Here is an 18,462-nt window from a genome sequence, read left to right as displayed (position 1 = left end):
CAACTGAAAGGCGCGGCCATGTCACCATTCGAATCGCTCACTCTGCCCAATGGAACCGTCGTTCCCAACCGTATCGCCAAGGCGGCGATGGAAGAGAACATGGCGGATGCCGAGCATCTGCCCTCGGCGGAGCTTCTTCGGCTCTATCAGGCATGGGCCGATGGCGGCGCGGGCCTGATCATAACAGGCAATGTCATGATCGATCGCCGCGCCATGACCGGTCCCGGCGGAGTGGTGCTGGAGGACGGGAGCAGGCTCGACGCCTTCCGCGACTGGACGCGTGCCGGTCGCGCCAGGGGCGCGCAGATGTGGTTGCAGCTCAATCATCCGGGTCGGCAGATGATGAAGAGCCTGGGCCAGCAAACCCGGGCGCCGTCGGCGGTGTCGCTCGACCTCGGCAAGCATTCGAATCTGTTTGCGACACCGAAGGCGATGACCGAGCAGGACATCCACGAGGTCATCACGCGTTTCGCCAATGCGGCGAAGCTCGGAGAGCAGGCGGGTTTCTCCGGCGCGCAGATCCACGCGGCGCATGGTTATCTGATCAGCCAGTTCCTGTCGCCGCTCACGAATCGTCGCACCGACGATTATGGCGGGTCGCTGGAGAACCGGGCGCGGATTCTGATCGAGACGGTGAAGGCCGTTCGCGCGGCGGTGTCGCCGGGCTTCTCGGTCGCGGTCAAGCTGAACTCGGCGGATTTCCAGCGCGGCGGCTTCGATGCAGCCGATGCGAAAATCGTCGTGGGGATGTTGAACCGGCTGCCCGTCGATCTGGTGGAGCTTTCCGGCGGCAGCTACGAAGCGCCGGCGATGCAAGGCGTCGCCCGTGACGGTCGCACGCTGGCGCGTGAGGCCTATTTCCTCGAATTCGCGCGTGACATCGCGGCCGTTGCGAAGATGCCGGTTATGGTCACCGGAGGCATCCGTCGCATCGGCATCGTGCAAAAGGTCCTCGACTCCGGTGTTGCGATCGCGGGGATCGGGACCGCACTCGCCGTCAAGCCGGATCTGCCGCTGGCCTGGCGGCGTGGCGAGGACCCGCGGCCTGAGGTCGCACCGATCACCTGGAAGAGCAAGCCGCTCGCCTCGCTCGCCATGATGGCCGTGGTCAAATTCCAGCTGCGGCGGCTGAGCCGGGGCAGCAGGCCGAATCCCGGCATCTCGCCGCTCTGGGCGTTGCTGCTCACGCAGCTTCGCACCGCGTCGCTCACCCGCAAGTACCGCCGCTGGATGACATCATCAGCCGTCGCTGACCGCCCTCAGCAAGAGCCGATGTCATCGCAGGCAAACGCGCGTGTCGCGGGGATGTCACGATAGCAGCGGGCGGAACACTGGCTGTGAAATAAGCGCGCCGTTGCCGATCGGGCGCGCCGTTGCGATCACACATCCGCCTTTGTTCTCGGCTGCAAAACGGTTACCAAGGTACGGTTTCATTCGTGCCGTCCCATCCGTTTCAAGGCTTCCGATCATCCCATGAAAATCCGCAAAGCCGTTTTTCCCGTCGCCGGTCTCGGCACCCGCGTGCTGCCCGCCACCAAGGCGATGCCGAAGGAGATGCTGACCATCGTCGACAGGCCCCTGATCCAGTATGTGGTCGACGAAGCCAGGGAAGCCGGCATCGAGCATTTCGTGTTCGTCACCGGCCGCAACAAGGCCGTGATCGAGGACCATTTCGACCGCATGTTCGAGCTCGACACCACGCTCGCCGCACGCGGCAAGAAGGCCGAGCAGGACATCCTGGCGCAAAGCCAGCCGGAAGCCGGCGCGATGAGCTTCACCCGGCAGCAGGCGCCGCTCGGGCTCGGGCACGCGGTGTGGTGCGCGCGCGACATCGTCGGCAACGAGCCGTTCGCGGTGGTGCTGCCGGACGAACTGGTGCTGAACACCCCGGGCTGCCTGAAGCAGATGATCGAGGCAGCAAGCCAGCTCGGTAACAAGGCGAACGTGCTTGCGGTCGAGGCGGTGCCCGACCATCTCACCCATCAATACGGCATCTGCGGCGTCGGAAAACGCACCGGCAAGACGTTCGAGGTCGACGGCATGGTAGAGAAGCCGCCGAAGGGCACCGCGCCGTCCAACCTCTCGATCACCGGCCGCTACATCCTGCAGCCCGAGATCTTCAAGATTCTGGAGACCCAGGAGCGCGGCGCCGGCGGCGAGATCCAGCTCACCGATGCGATGATCGGACTTGCCAGGACGCAGAAATTCTACGGCGTCGAGTTCGAGGGCGAGCGCCACGATTGCGGCTCGAAAGCCGGCTTCCTCCGCGCCAACATCGCCTACGGCCTGAAGCGTCCCGAGCTGCGCGAAGGGCTGATTGCCGAGATGAAGAAGTATCTGGAGACGTGAATTCGGATAGCGGCCGTGGCACCACGCCGTTGATCAGGCCGCGCTTCGATGGTGCTCCTCCGGTGATCGGTTCTGCTCGGCCTTCCAGGCGTCGAGGTCTCCGGGCAGCAGCTCGGGTTCGTCGATCTCGACGACCTTCCTTGGCCCAAAGGCCAGCCCGAGGACCCCAACCACGACGAGAAGGGTTCCGGCAATGATCAGCCAGTGCGGCAATTCCAACAGAGGCATGGCGACACCTCGCTGCCCTTGATGAATAAGCGCCTACCAGTATCAACCTACGCCTGCCGGCCGCCTACCGCCATAACCCATGATGGTTAACGCCGATGGCACCGGCCGCACGCCCGGGCGCCTGTCACCGTGCGCGGTCGTGCGACCGGTTGGTTCGCAATGGCACTGGCATCATGGCGCCGCGCGCTCGGTGCCGTCCTGGCCTCCGTAAGGGCCCAGCCTCACGCCACCAGGGCGATTTTCGGCACGCTTGCGAGCACCGACTGGTTGCGGCCGTTGGCCTTGGCGGCGTAGAGCGCCTTGTCGGCCGCCTCGACGAGGTCGGCCCATGATTGGCCGGCGGTCGGGCGCATGCTGGCGATGCCGGCGCTTACGGTGGTGAGGATCTCGCCCTCGCACCATTGCAGCACCTTGAGGCGGATCGCTTCCGCGACGTTGAAGGCCTCGACCGCATTGGCCCCGGGCAGCAGCACGGCGAACTCCTCGCCGCCGAAGCGCGCGGCACAGTCGGCGGCGCGGCGCACCGAATCCGAGATGCAGATCGCGATCCCGACCAGCACCTGGTCGCCGGCCTGATGGCCGTAGGTGTCGTTGTAGGCCTTGAAATGATCGGCATCGATCATCAACAGCGCCACGGGCTGCCCCTGCCGCGCCGCGCGGCGCCACTCGATCTCGATCTCGGCGTCGAACTTGCGCCGGTTGCGCAGGCCGGTGAGCGCGTCAGTGGTCGCCATCTCCTCGAGCTTGTCCTCGGCATCGGCGCGGCGGCCGATCTCGCGGGCTAGGAACAGCGCGGTGCCTATCACGAAAATGATCAGTGCCGCCATGATGGCGCCGATCCGGATCGCCTCGGTGCGCCAGAGACTGAAGATGCTCGCGAGCGGCTTGCCGACCACGACGAAAAGCGGGCTGCTGCCGGCACGCCTGACATAGAGCCGCGGCGTCGAATCCACCGGGCCCTTGCCGGCGAACGCGCTGCCTTCCTTCAGGTTCTCCTGATTCCAGTCCGTCCGTTCGGCGAGGTTCTTGCCGATGACGTCGAGATCGAACGGCGTCCGCATGATGATGGTGCGGTCGCGGCGAAGCACGGTGATGGTGTCGCCGGGCGCAAGGTTCAGCCGTCCGAACAGCTCGTGGAAATAGCTGAAGCGGATCGAGCCGACCACGACGCCGAGGAAGCGGCCGTCGTCGCCGGTGATGCGCCGACTCAGCACGATGGCATAGGCGCCGCGATAGAGCGTCGGCTTGCTGATGAACAGTCCGACGTCGGGATGGTCGCGGTGAACAGTGAAATAATCCTCGTCGGCGCGGTTCTCCGGCTGCGGATCGAGGCTCGCGGCGTCGACGGTCAGGTTGCCGCCGGCGTCGAACACCTGGATCGCGCCGAAATGCTGGGCGGTCGCCGCGTGATCGAACAGGATCAGGTGGCGCAGCTCCTTGGGGACATGGTCGATCTCCGGCATCACGAAGTTGCTGACGACCGCGCGCAGCGACAGATCGTAGAGCTCGATGTTGCGGCTGATGTCGGCGTCGACGCCCGAGGCCAGGTTCTCCAGGGTCTGGCGGGCGAGTTCTTCCTCGCCGCGGCGCATGTCGAGCATGACGCTGGCGCAGATCGCGGAGAAGCCGAGGACGGTTGCGACCGACGAGGCGATCAGCAGCTTTGCCGATAGCCGCCAGCGTCGCCGTGCGTCCCGTCCTCGTCGAAATGGCATTTCCAGCTCCAAAGCACTGTCATGCATCGGGAAATGTTGTTGACGCCTTAAGTGAGGACAGCGGCCGCCGAATGGGTTAACGGGGGGTTGCCGTGATTTTGAGCCTTGAGGACAACGTGAACGACTACGACGCGCTGCGGGACTACCTGAAGAAGCAGCATCTCTCCGAGTTCGTGCTGACCTTCGCGCAGATCGAGGAGATCATCGATGCGGCGCTGCCGCGCGCTGCGCAGCGCGCTTCGTGGTGGGATTCACTGCGCAGCCCGCAGGAGAAGATGCCGCAGCGCGAGGCCTGTCTCGACGGCGGCTATATCGCGACCCGCCAGGCCGACGGGGCGAGCGTGAAGTTCAAGAGGATGCCCAGGCCGCGGGGCGACTAACTCGCCGCTTCGAGCCGCTCTTCGGTGAGCAGCCGGGTGGCGGCGTCGGCGTCCATCGGCTCGCCGAAGGCGAAGCCTTGGGCGTATTCGCAGCCGAGCTGGTAGAGCTCGACGGCGTCCGAATCCGTCTCGGCGCCCTCGGCCACCACGTCCATGCCGAGGTCGTGCGCCAGCGCGATGATCGATTTCAGGATCACCGGGCGGGTGCCGCGGCTGGTGGTGCGGACGAACGACTGGTCGATCTTGATGGTGTCGAACGGGAAGCGCTGCAGATAGGACAGCGAGGAATGGCCGGTGCCGAAATCGTCCAGCGACAGGCCGGTGCCGAGCTCGCGGATCCGCGCCAGCATCTGGGCCGCGTGCTCCGGGTTCTCCATGACGAGCGATTCCGTCAATTCCAGCTTGAGCGTGCCGCGCGCCACCGTTGAGCGCGACAGCACGGTCCTGATGTCGTGGATCAGATCGTGGCGCAGCAATTGCCGCGACGAGACGTTGACGGAGGCGAAGATCGGCTCGCGCGCCCGCATCGCGCGCTGCCATACCGCAAGCTGGCGGGCGGTCTGGTCCATCACGAACATGCCGAGATCGACGATCAGGCCGATCTCCTCGGCGACCGAGATGAACTCCGACGGCGACATCCGGCCGAGCTTGGGATGATCCCAGCGCGCCAGGGCCTCGAAGCCGGCGATGGCGCGATCCTCGAGCCGCACGATCGGCTGGTACAGGATCGTGATCTCCTGGCGCTCGATGGCGCGGCGCAGGTCGCTCTCGAGCGTCAGGCGGTCGGTCTTCCGCGCCCGCATCGCCGACTTGTAGACGTCGATGCGGTCGCCGCCGATCCGCTTGGAATGATACATCGCAAGTTCGGCGTCCTTGATGATCTCGTCGGTCAGCGGCGACTGCGGATCCGACAACGCGAGCCCGATCGAGGCGGTCAGGAAGATCTCGCGGTCGTTGAAGGCGATCGGGGCGCGGATGGTCTTGCGGATGGTCTCGGCGAAATTAGTGATCCGCGCCGGGTCCTGCTCCGACAGCAGGATCAGGCCGAACTGGTCGCCGGCGAGCCGCGCCAGCGTGTCCTGGGGTTTCAGGATGCGGGTCAGGCGGCGCGCCAACGTGAGCAGGATGGAATCGCCGACCGCGATCCCGACGGAGTCGTTGACCTGCTTGAAGCGATCGAGGTCGATCACCATCAAGGCCGGCCGCAGGGTCGGAACGGACTTGGCGAGGTTTGCGACTGCGCCGAGGCGATCCATGAACAGCCTGCGGTTGGGCAGGCCGGTCAGATTGTCGTGCACGGAATCATGAAGCATCCGCTCTTCGGCGTTCTTGGTCTCGGTGACGTCGGTGAGCGTGCCGACCACGCGCGAGACTTCGCCGTCGGAGCCGACCACGGGGCGCGCCTTCAGCGCGAACCACATGAAATGGCCGTCAGGCGTGCGCAGGCGGAAGTCCTGCATCAGGCGGCCGCGGCGCTGGTCGAGCACGCTGTCGAGCGCGGCGCGGAAGCGGTCCTGGTCGAGCGGATGCAGCACCTCGAGCCACTTCGCGGCAGGGCCTTCGAGCGTGCCGCGCTTGAGCCCGAGCAGGGCTTCGGTCTCGGGGCTGGTGAACACCTTGTCGGCCGAGACGTCCCAGTCCCAGATCAGATCGCCCGAACCGGTCAGCGCCAGCGCGCGGCGCTCGACGTCGGAGACGACGCCGGTGGTGGCACCGCCGCCGGCGAAGGCGTGCTGCATCACCGTGAACCCGATCAGCATCACGATCAGCACGAGGCCGCCGAGCAGGGCAGGGCCGACGATGTCGTTGGTGACCGAGCCCGCCACCGTCATGCCGGCCGCGATGACCCAGACCACCAGCAGGAACCAGGTCGGGATCAGCAGCACCGCGCGGTCGAAGCCGTGGGTCGAGAGATAGACGATCAGCGCGAAGCCGGCGAAGGCGATCATGACCAGCGACATGCGCGCGATGCCGGAGGCCACGGCCGGATCGAACAGCGCCAGCGCCACCAGCGAGCCGAGGAAGGCGAGCCAGCCGATCGTGATGTGCGAGTAGCGCACATGCCAGCGGCTCAAGTTCAGATAGGCGAACAGGAACACCAGCAGCGTTGCCGCGAGGATCGCCTCGCCCGCCGCGCGCCAGACGCGCTCGGCGTTGTTCGACATGTCGAGCACCTTGCCCCAGAAGCCGAAGTCGACACCGATATAGACCAGCACCGCCCAGGCCAGCGCCGCGGCGGCCGGGAACATGATGCTTCCCTTCACCACGAACAGAATCGTCAGCACCAGCGCGAGCAGGCCGGAGATGCCGATCACGATGCCCTGGTAGAGCGTGAACGAGTTCACCTTGTCCTTGTAGGCGTCGGGTTCCCACAGATACAGCTGCGGCAGCTTGTCGGTGCGCAGCTCCGCGACATAGGTGACGACCGCGCCGGGATCGAGCGTGATGCGGAACACGTCGGCGGTCGGGCTTTCCTGTCGTTCGGGCCGGTCGCCGACCGAAGGCGTGATGGTCGCGATGCGCGAGAGGCCGAGGTCGGGCCACAACAGGCCGGACGAGACAATGCGATAGTGCGGCGCAACGATCAGGCGGTCGAGCTGGTCATCGGTGTTGTTGGCGAGCGCGAACACCACCCAGTTCGTGCCACCCTCGCGGGCGCGGACCTCGATGCGGCGCACGATGCCGTCGGTTCCGGGCGCAGTGGAGACCTGGATGCGGTCGCCTTCGCTGCGCTGATGGTCGAGCACCGCGGTGAGGTCGATCGCCGGCGCATCGCTGCGCACGCTGACGGCGTCGATCGCATACGCGTCGGGCGCAGCGGCAAAAATCATGAGACCCAGCGCCAGCAGCGCAAGGCACCTGATCAGACGCAATGTCAGTACTCCGCGATCGATACTTGTTCCGGGCCCGGCAATCAGCCCGGCATGGCCGCGATAAATGACACGAAAGCGAAGGGAATCAAAGGGTTTCCGCCTTCGCTTGTGCAGCGATCGTCAGATGACCAACACAATTTTGCCAATATGTTCGCTGGTCTCCATGCGCCGATGTGCGTCGGCAGCCTTTTCCAGCGGGAAAGTGCTGTCCATCAGCGGCTTGATGCGGCCTTCGCGCAAGAGCGGCATCACTTTGGCCTCGATCGCCGCGACCATCGCCGCCTTGTCCGCATTACTACGGGGGCGCAGGGTCGAGCCGGTGTGATGCAGCCGCTTGACCATCAGCTTGGCGAAATTGGCCGACGCCTTCGGCGTTCCCGACAGGAACGCGATCTGGACGATGCGGCCCTCGACGGCGGCGGCCTCGTAGTTCCGCTCGATGTAGTCGCCGCCGACCATGTCGAGGATGACGTTGACCCCGGCGCCGCCGGTGAGTTTCTTCACCGCATCGACGAAGTCCTCGCTCCTGTAGTTGACGGCGTGATCGGCGCCGAGCTTGAGGCATGCACTGGCCTTGTCCTGCGAGCCGACGGTGACGAACACCTTTGCGCCGAACGCTTTCGCAAGCTGGATCGCCATCGTGCCGATGCCCGACGAGCCGCCATGGATCAGGAGTGTCTCGCCGGCCTTCAGGCCGCCGCGCTCGAACACGTTGTGCCACACCGTCATCAGGGTTTCCGGAATGGCGCCGGCTTCCTGCATCGTGAGCGCCGGCGGCACGGTCATCGCCTGCGCATCCTGCGCGATGCAATATTGCGCATAGCCGCCGCCGGCGACCAGCGACATCACCTTGTCGCCGATCTTGTGCACAGCGCCCTCGCCGAGCGCCACCACCTCGCCTGCGATCTCGAGGCCGGGCAGGTCGCTCGCGCCGGGCGGCGGCGGATAGGAGCCGGATCGCTGGGCGACATCGGGGCGGTTGACGCCGGCGGCCGCGACCTTGACCAGGATTTCGCCTGCTTTTGGCACGGGGACCGCGCGGGTCTCCGGCACCAGGACCTCCGGGCCACCCGGCTTGCTGATGGCGACGACGGTCATTTGCGATGGGACTGGCATGGTGCGTCCTTGGTGGGGATAAGGGGTTTGGCGGATGGCATATCGCCTTTTCCGCCGGAGTGGAACGCCGTTGAATCCGGTCCGCGTCGCGAGATTGCGGCCGACAGTGCCTGCGTGGCAAAATGGCCGGGCCGCCACATTCGACCGCCGGGAGGACGCATGGGAATCGAGGAAGACGACCGCCCGCGCAAGAAGATCAGCCACGAGATCGGACAGGATCTCTCGCTGTTGTCGGTCGAGGAATTGACCGAACGCATCGCGCTGCTCAGCACCGAGGTCGATCGCCTGAAGGAGGCGATGACGAAGAAGCGCGCGTCGAAGGACGCCGCGAACGCCTTCTTCAAGTCGTAAGCCGGCGATCTCACATCATGTCGTCCCGTTGAAGGTCGGGACGACTCGCGACCTCGCGCTGTGCCAAACTCGGTCAATGGCCGACATGGCAAACAAAGCTTAAAGAAGATCGCTCGTTTACGGTCGGTTAAGCTTTCTCGATTATGACTGCATTGTCCTCGTTTGGACACCGAGTGGCTCCTGTCCACTCTGTTTGACGCCTCCCTGTTATCAACTTCAAAAGCCGCCGGAAACGGCGGCTCTTTTTTGTGCGTCCTATCAGCTGGAAACCATAAATCGGGTTGCGGCTGGACTCTTGGCCACGCTCGCGCAATGATTTGTTCATCATAAGCCGGTGCGTGAGATGCCGGCGGGCGTTAGGTTGGTGTGAGGGCGTTAACCATGGCGGATCGTTCGCAAAGCGAATCCGGTCTCGTGCTGTTCAGTGAACGGCTGACCAACTCCGCGGCATTCGGCGTGTTGTTCCGCGAAGGGATGGACCTGGTCGAGCAGACCGCTGCCTATCTCGACGGCGACGGTCGCGCTGAAGCCAAGGCGCTCGAACGTTCAGTGAGCCTGACCTATGCCACCGAAAGCATGCGCCTGACCACACGGCTGATGCAACTGGCCTCATGGCTGCTGCTGCATCGTGCGGTCAAGGAAGGCGAGATGACGCTGACCCAGGCCAATCGCGAGAAGACCAAGGTCAAGCTGTCGGCCGCCGATCCCGGCCCGACCGACATGATCGCGAAGCTGCCGCAGCAATTGCAGGACCTGATCGCCCGCTCGATGGATCTGCAGGCCCGCGTGCGCCGGCTCGACACCACGATCCATGCGCCGGCGCCCGACCGTTCCGCGATCGGCAATCCGCTGGTGCCGCAGCTCAACCGCCTGAAGGCGGCGTTCGAGCAGTAAGCGCGGATCGCGTCATCTCTGCCGCGTGCCCGACGCGACCCGGCCTCATGTGTCCCGCAACCAGACTTCGCCGATCGAATGGTCGGAGCGCTTGCGCAGCACCACGTCGGCCCGCGTCCGCGTCGGCTGAATGTTCTGCCTGAGGTTGGCGCGGTGATGCTCGCGCCACAAGCGGTCGGCAACTTCGCGCGCGTCTTGCGACGGCAGGTCCTTGTAATGGTGGAAGTAGGACGCGGGGTTTCGGAACGCGGTTCGCTGCAGCCCGAGAAAGCGTTCGACATACCAGGACTGGATGTCGGCCTCGTCGGCATCGAGATAGATCGAAAAGTCGAAGAAGTCCGAGACCACCGCGGGCTCCGTGCCGCGTGCCTGCAGCACATTGAGGCCCTCGAACATCAGGATGTCCGGTTGCCGGACGATCTGGCGTTCCGACGCCACGATATCGCCGATCAGGTGTGAGTATACGGGAAGCTCGAGGTCGCCGTTACCAGCCCTTGCCGCCGCGAGGAAACGCAACATCCGCGGCAGGTCGTAGCTGTCCGGAAAACCCTTGCGCCGCATCAGCCCGCGCTCTTCCAGCACCGAGTTGGAATGCAGGAAGCCGTCGGTCGTGACCAGCTCGACCCGGAGATGGTCCGGTGAACTGGCCAGCAGCGCGCACAGCACGCGCGCAAAGGTGCTCTTGCCGACGCCGACGCTTCCCGCCAGCGCGATGATGTAGGGCGAGGGGCGCGCCTGCCGGCCGAGAAATTCCGCCTTGACCTGCATCAGGTTGCGCGCCGCCCCGAAATGCAGATTCAGCAGGCGGGTGAGCGGCAGATACACGTCGGCCACTTCGTCGGCATCGATCGGTTCATGCAGGCCGCGAAGCGCAGACAGATCGGCATCGGACAAGGTCGGCGATGTATTCGAGCGCAACGCCGCCCAATCGCTCCGGCCGTAGGTCGTGTATGCGGACAGCTCGTCGGGCGGCATTCTCGTCACGATGTCCAGACATTGGCCAATTTGACGGCCAGCCACTTCGCCAGGGCCGCGTTCACGGCGACGGGGCATTCCTGCGCCATCCAATGGCCGGACTGAACCACCGCCTCGGTGAGATCAGCGCAGGATTCGCGCATCGGTTCGGCGAGCCGGGAGCCCGTGGTGTCGCAAACGAAGTCGTAGGCCGCATGCAGGAACAGCACGGGCAGGTTCAGCCGGCCGCCATTGGCCGCCTTTGCGGCGTAGGCGATGTTGCGGTCGTGGTTCATGTACCAGGAGTCCGGACCGAAGAAGCCGTTGCGTTCCAGCGCCGCCGCGTATGCGGCAAGGTCCTGCTCGGTGAGGACGGCGGATTCCATCGGCACGTCAGGGGCTTTGCCCGCGCCGCCAAACCATCCCCCGTTCTTGCGGATCAGCGCGGTGCGCACCGGCTGGCCGCGTCCGGCCGCGTCACCCTTTCGGAACAGCGCCTTCACGGTGTTGCGCGGATTGGCGTCGAACGCGGCACATGCGGCCGGGAAATTCTCCTCGTAGAACAGCTGATACTCCCACTGGCCTGCCGGGAATTCGGCTTCCGGATAGAGCGCCCGATCTACCAGCGGGACGAGATTTCTCGGCGCGAATCCCTCGGGCATATAGGGAATGCACAGGCTGGCAACGCCGTGGCAGCGGTCCGGATGGTGGCTGGCGATCGCCCAGACCACCGGGCTGCCCCAGTCGTGTCCCACCCACACGGCCTTCTCTCGCCCCAGCGAGTCCAAGAGCTCGATCATGTCGCGCACGCTGTTCTCGACCGCATAATCCGCATGCTGCGGATAGACGCTGGACCTGCCGTAGCCGCGCATGTCGGGCGCCACGCAACGGAATCCCAGCCCGGCGAACACCGGCAACTGGTGACGCCAGCTGAGCGACAGCTCGGGCCACCCATGTGTGAAGATGATCAAGGGAGCGTCGGCGGCGCCGCAGGCAAGATGGGCCGTCGTGTGCCGGTCTGTTTTCGCAACATGCTCGGTGATGGGAAACGGCATTGCTGATATCCCCGGTTTGTGGCGCGCAATGACGGCGACATCGTCGCGAGGCTTTCACGCCTTGCGATTATTCGATCAGGTCAGAGCGTACGCCGGAAATGCTGACCTGCAGGCCGCCCGCATCCTGCCTCATCTGCTGGATCGACGCGCCCGTCCAGTGGGTCTGGAATGCGTCATCGCTCGCATAGACCTCGTAAAGCAGAAGCGTGTCCGCTTCCTCCCTTGGTACCAATATCTCGAAGGAGAGCGTCCCCGGTTCGCCCGTGAGGCAACGGTGGCGATGCGCCCGCAAATGCTTCAGATACTCGTCCCGCTTGCCCGGCACCGTCTTGATGGTCGCCACGATTGCCAGCTTGGCCATTGACCCCTCCCTGCGAACGCGCCGTCATGCTCGTCAGCACCATATGGGGGTGCGTCCGGATTGGCCAATGTCCGGTATGGGTAGTCTCGCCCGATTTTGCGGGGCGGGGTGAGCTCCGCGCTGGAAGCCGGCGCTGACGAGATCAGCGCGGCCATCCTGCGTGCGCTATGGCGATGAACGCACCATCATCATGGCGCGCTCGCTCGATGATCCTTTGGTAACTCTCGTGCCGATCAATGCTGCGCGCTCGCTCCGCTCCATGGCGAAGGGCGCGCCGGCGCGGCCGCGGTGCCGACCAGCGGACGACGGTTCCAGTCCAGGACCGCGTCACTGTGCACCTGCTTGACGACCCACAGGAAGTAAATCGAAGCGGGAACGCCTATCAGGTCGAAGACAAGCATGGGGCCGCTGCCGACCGTCGTGGCATCAATGAGGTGCATCTGGGCACAGGTGAAGAATACGCCCGTCAAAGCCAAGCCCGACAGCGACCAGGCACCGGTGACGATGTGACGGCGCACCTGGTGATCAGCAAGGTAAAAGCCAACCATGCCGTAGGTGATGGTCACGAACACATTGGCAAGGAACGAGACCGAGACAAAGTCGATCCCGGTCTCCGGCGCCGCAGTGCGACTGACAGGCCCTGTCGACGTGCATAGAAACTGGAACGGCAGGCTGGCTTCGGACTGGTTGAACGCCGATGCGGCCAGCCAGCCGGCCAGGACCGTGAAGGCGCCAGTCAGCAGCGCCACCCGGTGCGGCGAGGCCGTGACCAGGCGCTCGCCGCGGCCGCCCCACATCGTCTCAAGGCGCAGCCAAACGAAAGTGAGCCCCGCCGGCATCCCGATCAGGGTGACAGCCAGCATCGGCAAGGAAATGCTCGCGCCCTGAAGCACGTCCCAGCCATGCACCAGGTGATGCGGACCGCAGCTTGCCGCCATCATTGCGAACCCGAGGCCGAAGCGCGACCAGCCCCGATAGTCGTGCAGGGTGATCGTTTCCCAAACCGCCAGCAAGCCCAGGCCTGCATAGGCAAGCCCGACCCCCAGATTGCTGAGACCTATGACAAAAGACATCATCGTGAAGCTGCCGTCTTGGTCCCCATTGGGGCGCCGATGTGATCGAGGAATTCGTCGATGAAGTACCGATGGCCGCGTCGCACGAGTTCCTCGGTGAAATGCGCGGCGTGCAGTGCACGTCCGGTATCGGGCTGCCAGAGCGCCTTGCTCAGCATCGGCACGATCTGTTCGGCTGCGACCGGCCGCGAAAAGAAATAGCCCTGAGCAACCTCACAACCCATGCGGAGCAGCATCGCCGCCTGTTCCCGCTTTTCCACGCCTTCGGCGATGGTGTGCTTGCCCATGGCGTAGGCCAGGCTCAGGATCGATGAGACGATTGCGGTATCGCCGGGTTCGCTACTGAGGCCGTCGATGAAGCTGCGGTCGATCTTGAGCACTTCGGCCGGCATATCCCGCAGCCGGGAAAGCGACGAGTGTTCGGTGCCGAAATCATCGATCGCGATAAAGACTCCCAGCTGCCTGATTTCGTTGAGGAGCCGCGCGACCTCCTCAGTGGCGCTCATCATGACGTTTTCGGTGAGCTCCAGGCACAACGTGGCCGGATCGATATTGGCGTCGGCGAGTATCTGGCGGAGCTCCCCGACGAAAGCCGGCTCCATGATCTGGCGCGGCGAGACATTCACGGTCATGGCGAGCGTCCGACCGGGCATCAGTTTCGTCCACTCGGCAAGCTGACGGCAGCATTCCTGCAACACCTGCCGCCCGACCTTGATGATGAGGCCGCAGTCCTCCGCGACGGAAATGAAGTCACCCGGCGGGATGATACCGTGCCTGGGGTGTCGCCAGCGAACCAGCGCCTCGACCCCGACGACGCGTCCGTCCTTCAGGCGGACTTGCGGTTGATACTCCACAAAGAGCTGCGATGCGCGCAATGCCGCACGCAGATCCGACTCGATCTGCACGCGCTTCTGGGCTCGCGCATGGAGTTCGTCGTTGAACTGCTCCAGCCGCGCGCGGCCCCGGCCCTTGGCCGCGTAGAGGGCGGTGTCGGCTTCGCGCAGCAATTGCCCGGCGGACTTCGTACCGGGCCTGCACAGCGCAAGGCCTACGCTTGCCGACATCACGACTTCCTTGCCCGACACAAAAATCGGCTCGGACAGGGCGGCAAGGATTCGCTCGCCAAGAGCTGCTCCGGAATCCCCGGTCGCGCACGAATGCAGGATGACCATCTCGTCACCCCCGAACCGGCTTGCGATGTCTTCCGATCCAATACAGCCGACGAGACGCCGCGCCATTTCGATCAGCACTTCATCGCCACTGCCATGGCCGAGTGAATCGTTGACGAGCTTGAAGTTGTCGAGATCGACAAACAGGATTGCGATGTTGGCACCGTCGGCCGCGTCGCGGGCAAGTTCTTGCTCGAGCCGTTCGAGAAGAAAGCTGCGATTGGGGAGTCCGGTCAGCGTGTCGTGCACCGACGTGTGCATCAACTGCGCAATCGTGTCGCGCAGCCGCGCAATCTCCGAATCGGCTTCTGCCGACCCGCGATTCAACTCCTCGACCCCACCGCGAGGTGCGTTCCGCGGTCGACTGCTCATGCGCTCCACCCTCCAAGCCGACTGAAAACGGTACGGACGGTGGGTTTGTCAGAAGTTGCAATGGCGCGATCTGCGCGCGGCGTGAGCGCCCTATTCACGAAGACAGTTAATCGCGGGTTTCGTGGCCCGGCGCCGATGTCCGTCTTGTCGCGCTATGCCGGTATCGTGGTGCACCGTGCTGTTTGATGATACCGCACAGACGGATTGCTGCTATCTGCAGCGCCTCCGGTGCAAATCCGCCGAAACCGAGCATCAGGCCCGCCCTTGCCGCTCTCTTGTACATCGGCGAGATCGGCCGCACGACGATTCCTTCAACAAGCGCCGCCTTCGCAAGTTGCACATCGTCCGTGCCCTTCGGCAGCCACAGCAGCAGATGCATGCCCTGGTCGCTCGGTTGCAGCGTGACGTCATCGTGCATGTGGCGTTCGAGGGCTGTGATCAGCGTCGCGCGGCGCGCGGCGTAGACGCCGCGGATGCGCCTGATATGCGCCTCGAACAGGCCCTCGCGCATATAGGCCGCCAGCACATGCTGGTCGGCGGTCGGTGAATGACGGTCGAGCAGGGCGCGGGCGCCGGCGAAGGCATCGACCAATGGTGCGGGTGCCACGACATAGCCGAGCCGCAGCGAGGGAAACAGCACCTTGCTCAGCGTACCCAGGTAGATCACGCGCGACGGGTCGAGGCCTTGCAGCGACGGGAAGGGATGGCCCGCATAGCGCAGCTCGCTGTCGTAATCGTCCTCGACGATCCAGGCGTTGCGGCGCTGCGCCCAGCCGACCAGCGCCTTGCGGCGCGCCATGCTCATCGGCATGCCCAGCGGATACTGATGCGACGGCGTCACGAAGGCCGCAGCGGCCTGCGGGCAAACCGCGATGCCGGCATCGACATCGATGCCCTGCGCATCGACAGGGACACGCGTCGTCACGACCTCGAGATCGTCGAGCACCGCGGTCATGCCGGGATAGGCTGGGTCTTCGGCCCAGACATGATCGCCGCGCGCCAGCAGCACGCGGCCGGCAAGATAGAGGCCTTGTTGCGTGCCGGCCGTGATCACGACCTCTTCAGCTGCGCAATGCACGCCGCGGGACTTGCGCACATAGTCGGCGATCGCCTCGCGCAGGTCCGTCAGGCCTCGCGGATCGCCATAGCTCGCGGGCGCGGCCGTGCGCGATGCGCGCACCCGGTTGCCGAGCCGTCGCCAATTGTCATCGGGTGCGACGGCGCCGCCGGGAACGGGAATCGCGAACGGCACTTCCGGCATCGGAGTGAAGGCGGCCGCGACCTCGGCAAGCCGCTTGGCGCGCGCCGGCATCCGAACCGGCGCGGTTTCTGCCTTCCGGTTGAGCCGCGGACGAGCCGGCGGAGGCGTGTCCGCGAGCGTCGCGGCGACCCGCGTACCGGCGCCGACCTCGGATTGCAGATAGCCCTCGGCCTGCAACTGCTCGAAAGCCTCCACCACCGTGCCGCGGGCCACGCCGAGCGAGGCCGAGAGCGCACGCGTCGACGGCAGCAGCTCGCCGGGCTTTAGCTCGTTGCCGCTGATCGCGACGCGCAATGCCCCGGCAATCTGGCGCCCGACCTGTCCGGCGGCGGGGTCGACCGCGCCGAGTGAGGGGATGCTGATGGTGGCGCGCGGACGCGGCATAGTGGTTCAGTCAGGATGCCAGGAAGTGGTCCTTATCCTAGACCACTTTCGTGCTATATTGCGAGCAGTAAAGATGAGGTTTGCCATGTATCTGCCGCCGCACTTCAAGATGGACGAACTCGGCGCGATCCACGCCGCGATGCGTGCGTCACGGCTGGCGACGCTGGTCACCGCGACCGCGGATGGGCTGGTCGGAACGCCGCTGCCCATGATCCTGAGCGAGAGCGAGGGCGAGTTCGGCACGCTCTACGGCCACGTCGCGCGGCCCAACCCGCAATGGAAGCTGCCCGCAATCGGCCAGGCGATGGCGATCTTCACCGGGCCCGACGCCTATGTGACGCCGTCCTGGTACGTGACCAAGGCCGAGCACGGCAAGGTCGTGCCGACCTGGAACTACGTCGCCGTGCATGCCTATGGCGAGGTCGAGTTCTTCGAGGACGCCGATCGCCTGCTCGACATCGTGACGCGGCTCACCAACCTGCATGAGAGTTCGCGCAGGGAACGCTGGCAGGTCAGCGATGCGCCTGATGATTTCATCAGAGCGCAGCTGCGCGGCATCGTCGGCCTTCGGATGCCGGTCACGCGGATAGATGCGAAGCGGAAGATGAGCCAGAACCGCAAGCTCGAGGATCGCGCCGGCGTCATCGCGGGCCTCGGCGCCAGCGACGATCCGGTCGATCGCGAGGTCGCTGCGATGATCCCGACGCAGTAAGCGATTGCCTGCAATGGAATTGTACCTTGCCTTCGCGATCACGACCGCGACCTTCGCGCTGATCCCCGGCCCCGCGATGCTCTACGCCGCCGCCCGCACGCTCGCGGGCGGAAGGAGCGCGGGACTGATGGCCTCGCTCGGCCTGCACCTCGGCGGCTACGTGCATGTGACGGCCGCGGCCGCCGGCCTCGCGATCCTGTTCCATGCGGTGCCGCCCCTGTTCATGGCGATGAAGCTCGCGGGCGCGGCCTATCTGGTCTGGCTCGGGCTGTCGCTGTTTCGTGATCGCGACGGCGTGGAGCGGCCTCGGCTTGAGCCGGTGTCGGCGCGGCGCGCCTTCGTGCAAAGCATCGTGGTCGAGGTGCTCAACCCGAAGACCGCGATCTTCTTCCTGGCCTTCCTGCCGCAGTTCGTCGATGCGTCGGCAAGTTGGCCGGTCTGGACCCAACTCGTCCTGCTCGGCACAACAGTCAATTTGAGCTTTTCGCTGGTCGATATCGTTTGCGTGATGTTCGCAAGCGCGGTGATGGGGAGGCTGCAGAAATCGCAGAGGTCACAACGCATCATGCAGCGGATCGGGGGGAGTATCCTGATCGTGCTTGGCGCGCGGCTGGCGTTTCAGGATCGGTAGCCTGGAACACAGCTAGATCGTGCAACGCTCGACGTGAGGTGAGCACGCTCTTCAGGCTCTCTCCCCCCCTTGCGGGGGAGGGTGGGGAGAGGGGTGGCCTCGGGCGAGATGATTATGGTGGTCGCGCTCTCGCAATTTCCTTCGTACATCGCGGCGACAGACGCGAAGAGAGCCCGTCGTGTGGCACCCCTCTCCCTAACCCTCCCCCGCAAGGGGGGAGGGAACCCTTCCATCCTCCGTCCCTCACGCGCCAATCATTGATTTGCCCGACGGCGCAAGCCTCGATTGCAAAAATATTTCGGTTTATCAGTATGCCAAATCAGTGTATAGAATTTCCCGTCTCACCCGCTCGAGGGGCGCTCGCGATCGTCACGAACGTGGTGGTGGGATGCGGTGGACGTTGCGTGCGTGACTGACGAGAGCGCATGAAGCGGACGGCGAAATCGTGCAGGCCTGACGCCCTAGTGGCAGGTGTCTCCCGCGAGATGCGAAAGCATCTTCGCGAGACGGTGACAAAAGAGCCCAGTCTCGCCGGGGCGAGCACGTATAAGCCGTAACCCATCGCGCAGGGAAAGCCGGTTTGT

Annotated in this window: 17 protein-coding genes; 7 read left to right on the top strand and 10 right to left on the bottom strand. The window is 65.0% G+C overall.

What is annotated here, in order from left to right; genetic code table 11:
* Window positions 1-18: 18 nt before the first annotated feature.
* Both JQ586_RS21420 and galU read left to right on the top strand, forming a co-directional pair.
* Window positions 19-1,317 (top strand): NADH:flavin oxidoreductase/NADH oxidase family protein, encoded by a 1,299-nt coding sequence (locus tag JQ586_RS21420; protein WP_212396597.1) that lies wholly within the window; start codon window positions 19-21, stop codon window positions 1,315-1,317.
* A gap of 156 nt (window positions 1,318-1,473) precedes the next feature.
* Window positions 1,474-2,349, top strand: coding sequence for a UTP--glucose-1-phosphate uridylyltransferase GalU (gene galU / locus JQ586_RS21415; RefSeq protein WP_212396596.1), 876 nt, complete (start codon window positions 1,474-1,476; stop codon window positions 2,347-2,349).
* Window positions 2,350-2,382: 33 nt separating this feature from the next.
* Here the strand turns inward: galU and JQ586_RS21410 are convergent, their stop codons facing one another.
* Complete coding sequence (locus JQ586_RS21410; RefSeq protein WP_212396595.1) at window positions 2,383-2,577, bottom strand: hypothetical protein; 195 nt, start codon at window positions 2,575-2,577, stop codon at window positions 2,383-2,385.
* Window positions 2,578-2,798: 221 nt separating this feature from the next.
* Entirely contained in the window at window positions 2,799-4,292 is a 1,494-nt protein-coding gene (locus JQ586_RS21405) for a sensor domain-containing diguanylate cyclase (RefSeq protein WP_212396594.1), read from the bottom strand.
* Window positions 4,293-4,408: 116 nt separating this feature from the next.
* Here JQ586_RS21405 and JQ586_RS21400 point away from each other — a divergent pair, with 116 nt between their 5' ends.
* Window positions 4,409-4,672 carry a hypothetical protein gene (locus JQ586_RS21400; protein WP_212396593.1) on the top strand — a complete coding sequence of 88 codons (264 nt, stop codon included), beginning with the start codon at window positions 4,409-4,411 and terminating at the stop codon, window positions 4,670-4,672.
* On the opposite strand, the gene JQ586_RS21395 is transcribed toward JQ586_RS21400, so the two are convergent.
* Together JQ586_RS21395 and JQ586_RS21390 are read right to left on the bottom strand one after the other, a co-directional pair.
* Complete coding sequence (locus tag JQ586_RS21395; protein WP_212396592.1) at window positions 4,669-7,545, bottom strand: EAL domain-containing protein; 2,877 nt, start codon at window positions 7,543-7,545, stop codon at window positions 4,669-4,671. The two genes, JQ586_RS21400 and JQ586_RS21395, sit on opposite strands and share 4 nt — an antisense overlap.
* 120 nt (window positions 7,546-7,665) lie before the next feature.
* The gene (locus JQ586_RS21390) at window positions 7,666-8,661 is read right to left on the bottom strand and encodes an NAD(P)H-quinone oxidoreductase (RefSeq protein ID WP_212396591.1); all 996 of its coding nucleotides are present in this window, start codon (window positions 8,659-8,661) and stop codon (window positions 7,666-7,668) included.
* 159 nt (window positions 8,662-8,820) lie between these two features.
* On the opposite strand from JQ586_RS21390, the gene JQ586_RS21385 reads away from it, so the two are divergent.
* Both JQ586_RS21385 and JQ586_RS21380 read left to right on the top strand, forming a co-directional pair.
* The gene (locus JQ586_RS21385) at window positions 8,821-9,012 is read left to right on the top strand and encodes a DUF1192 domain-containing protein (protein ID WP_212396590.1); all 192 of its coding nucleotides are present in this window, start codon (window positions 8,821-8,823) and stop codon (window positions 9,010-9,012) included.
* A 381-nt stretch (window positions 9,013-9,393) separates the two neighbouring features.
* Window positions 9,394-9,906 carry a DUF1465 family protein gene (locus tag JQ586_RS21380; RefSeq protein WP_212396589.1) on the top strand — a complete coding sequence of 171 codons (513 nt, stop codon included), beginning with the start codon at window positions 9,394-9,396 and terminating at the stop codon, window positions 9,904-9,906.
* A gap of 45 nt (window positions 9,907-9,951) precedes the next feature.
* Here the strand turns inward: JQ586_RS21380 and coaA are convergent, their stop codons facing one another.
* The 6 genes from coaA to JQ586_RS21350 form a co-directional block, all read right to left on the bottom strand.
* Entirely contained in the window at window positions 9,952-10,881 is a 930-nt protein-coding gene (gene coaA / locus JQ586_RS21375) for a type I pantothenate kinase (RefSeq protein WP_212396588.1), read from the bottom strand.
* Between the two features lie 5 nt (window positions 10,882-10,886).
* Window positions 10,887-11,915, bottom strand: coding sequence for an alpha/beta hydrolase (locus JQ586_RS21370; protein ID WP_212396587.1), 1,029 nt, complete (start codon window positions 11,913-11,915; stop codon window positions 10,887-10,889).
* Between the two features lie 67 nt (window positions 11,916-11,982).
* Window positions 11,983-12,276 (bottom strand): putative quinol monooxygenase, encoded by a 294-nt coding sequence (locus JQ586_RS21365; RefSeq protein WP_212396586.1) that lies wholly within the window; start codon window positions 12,274-12,276, stop codon window positions 11,983-11,985.
* A 233-nt stretch (window positions 12,277-12,509) separates the two neighbouring features.
* Window positions 12,510-13,352, bottom strand: a complete 843-nt coding sequence (locus JQ586_RS21360) for a hypothetical protein (protein WP_212396585.1) — start codon at window positions 13,350-13,352, stop codon at window positions 12,510-12,512.
* Complete coding sequence (locus JQ586_RS21355; RefSeq protein ID WP_212396584.1) at window positions 13,349-14,890, bottom strand: bifunctional diguanylate cyclase/phosphodiesterase; 1,542 nt, start codon at window positions 14,888-14,890, stop codon at window positions 13,349-13,351. The genes JQ586_RS21360 and JQ586_RS21355 overlap by 4 nt, the downstream gene beginning before the upstream one ends.
* A 106-nt stretch (window positions 14,891-14,996) precedes the next feature.
* Window positions 14,997-16,535 carry a PLP-dependent aminotransferase family protein gene (locus JQ586_RS21350; protein WP_212396583.1) on the bottom strand — a complete coding sequence of 513 codons (1,539 nt, stop codon included), beginning with the start codon at window positions 16,533-16,535 and terminating at the stop codon, window positions 14,997-14,999.
* An 85-nt stretch (window positions 16,536-16,620) separates the two neighbouring features.
* Here JQ586_RS21350 and JQ586_RS21345 point away from each other — a divergent pair, with 85 nt between their 5' ends.
* Window positions 16,621-17,247, top strand: coding sequence for an FMN-binding negative transcriptional regulator (locus tag JQ586_RS21345; RefSeq protein WP_212396693.1), 627 nt, complete (start codon window positions 16,621-16,623; stop codon window positions 17,245-17,247).
* 4 nt (window positions 17,248-17,251) lie between these two features.
* A complete protein-coding gene (locus JQ586_RS21340; RefSeq protein WP_212396582.1) occupies window positions 17,252-17,878 on the top strand; it encodes a LysE family translocator in 627 nt (208 codons plus the stop codon).
* Window positions 17,879-18,462 lie beyond the last annotated feature (584 nt).

Origin of the sequence: Bradyrhizobium jicamae, from assembly GCF_018130215.1 — a bacterium.
Classification (GTDB): domain Bacteria; phylum Pseudomonadota; class Alphaproteobacteria; order Rhizobiales; family Xanthobacteraceae; genus Bradyrhizobium; species Bradyrhizobium jicamae_A.
This window is presented reverse-complemented; position numbering and strand designations above follow the sequence as displayed.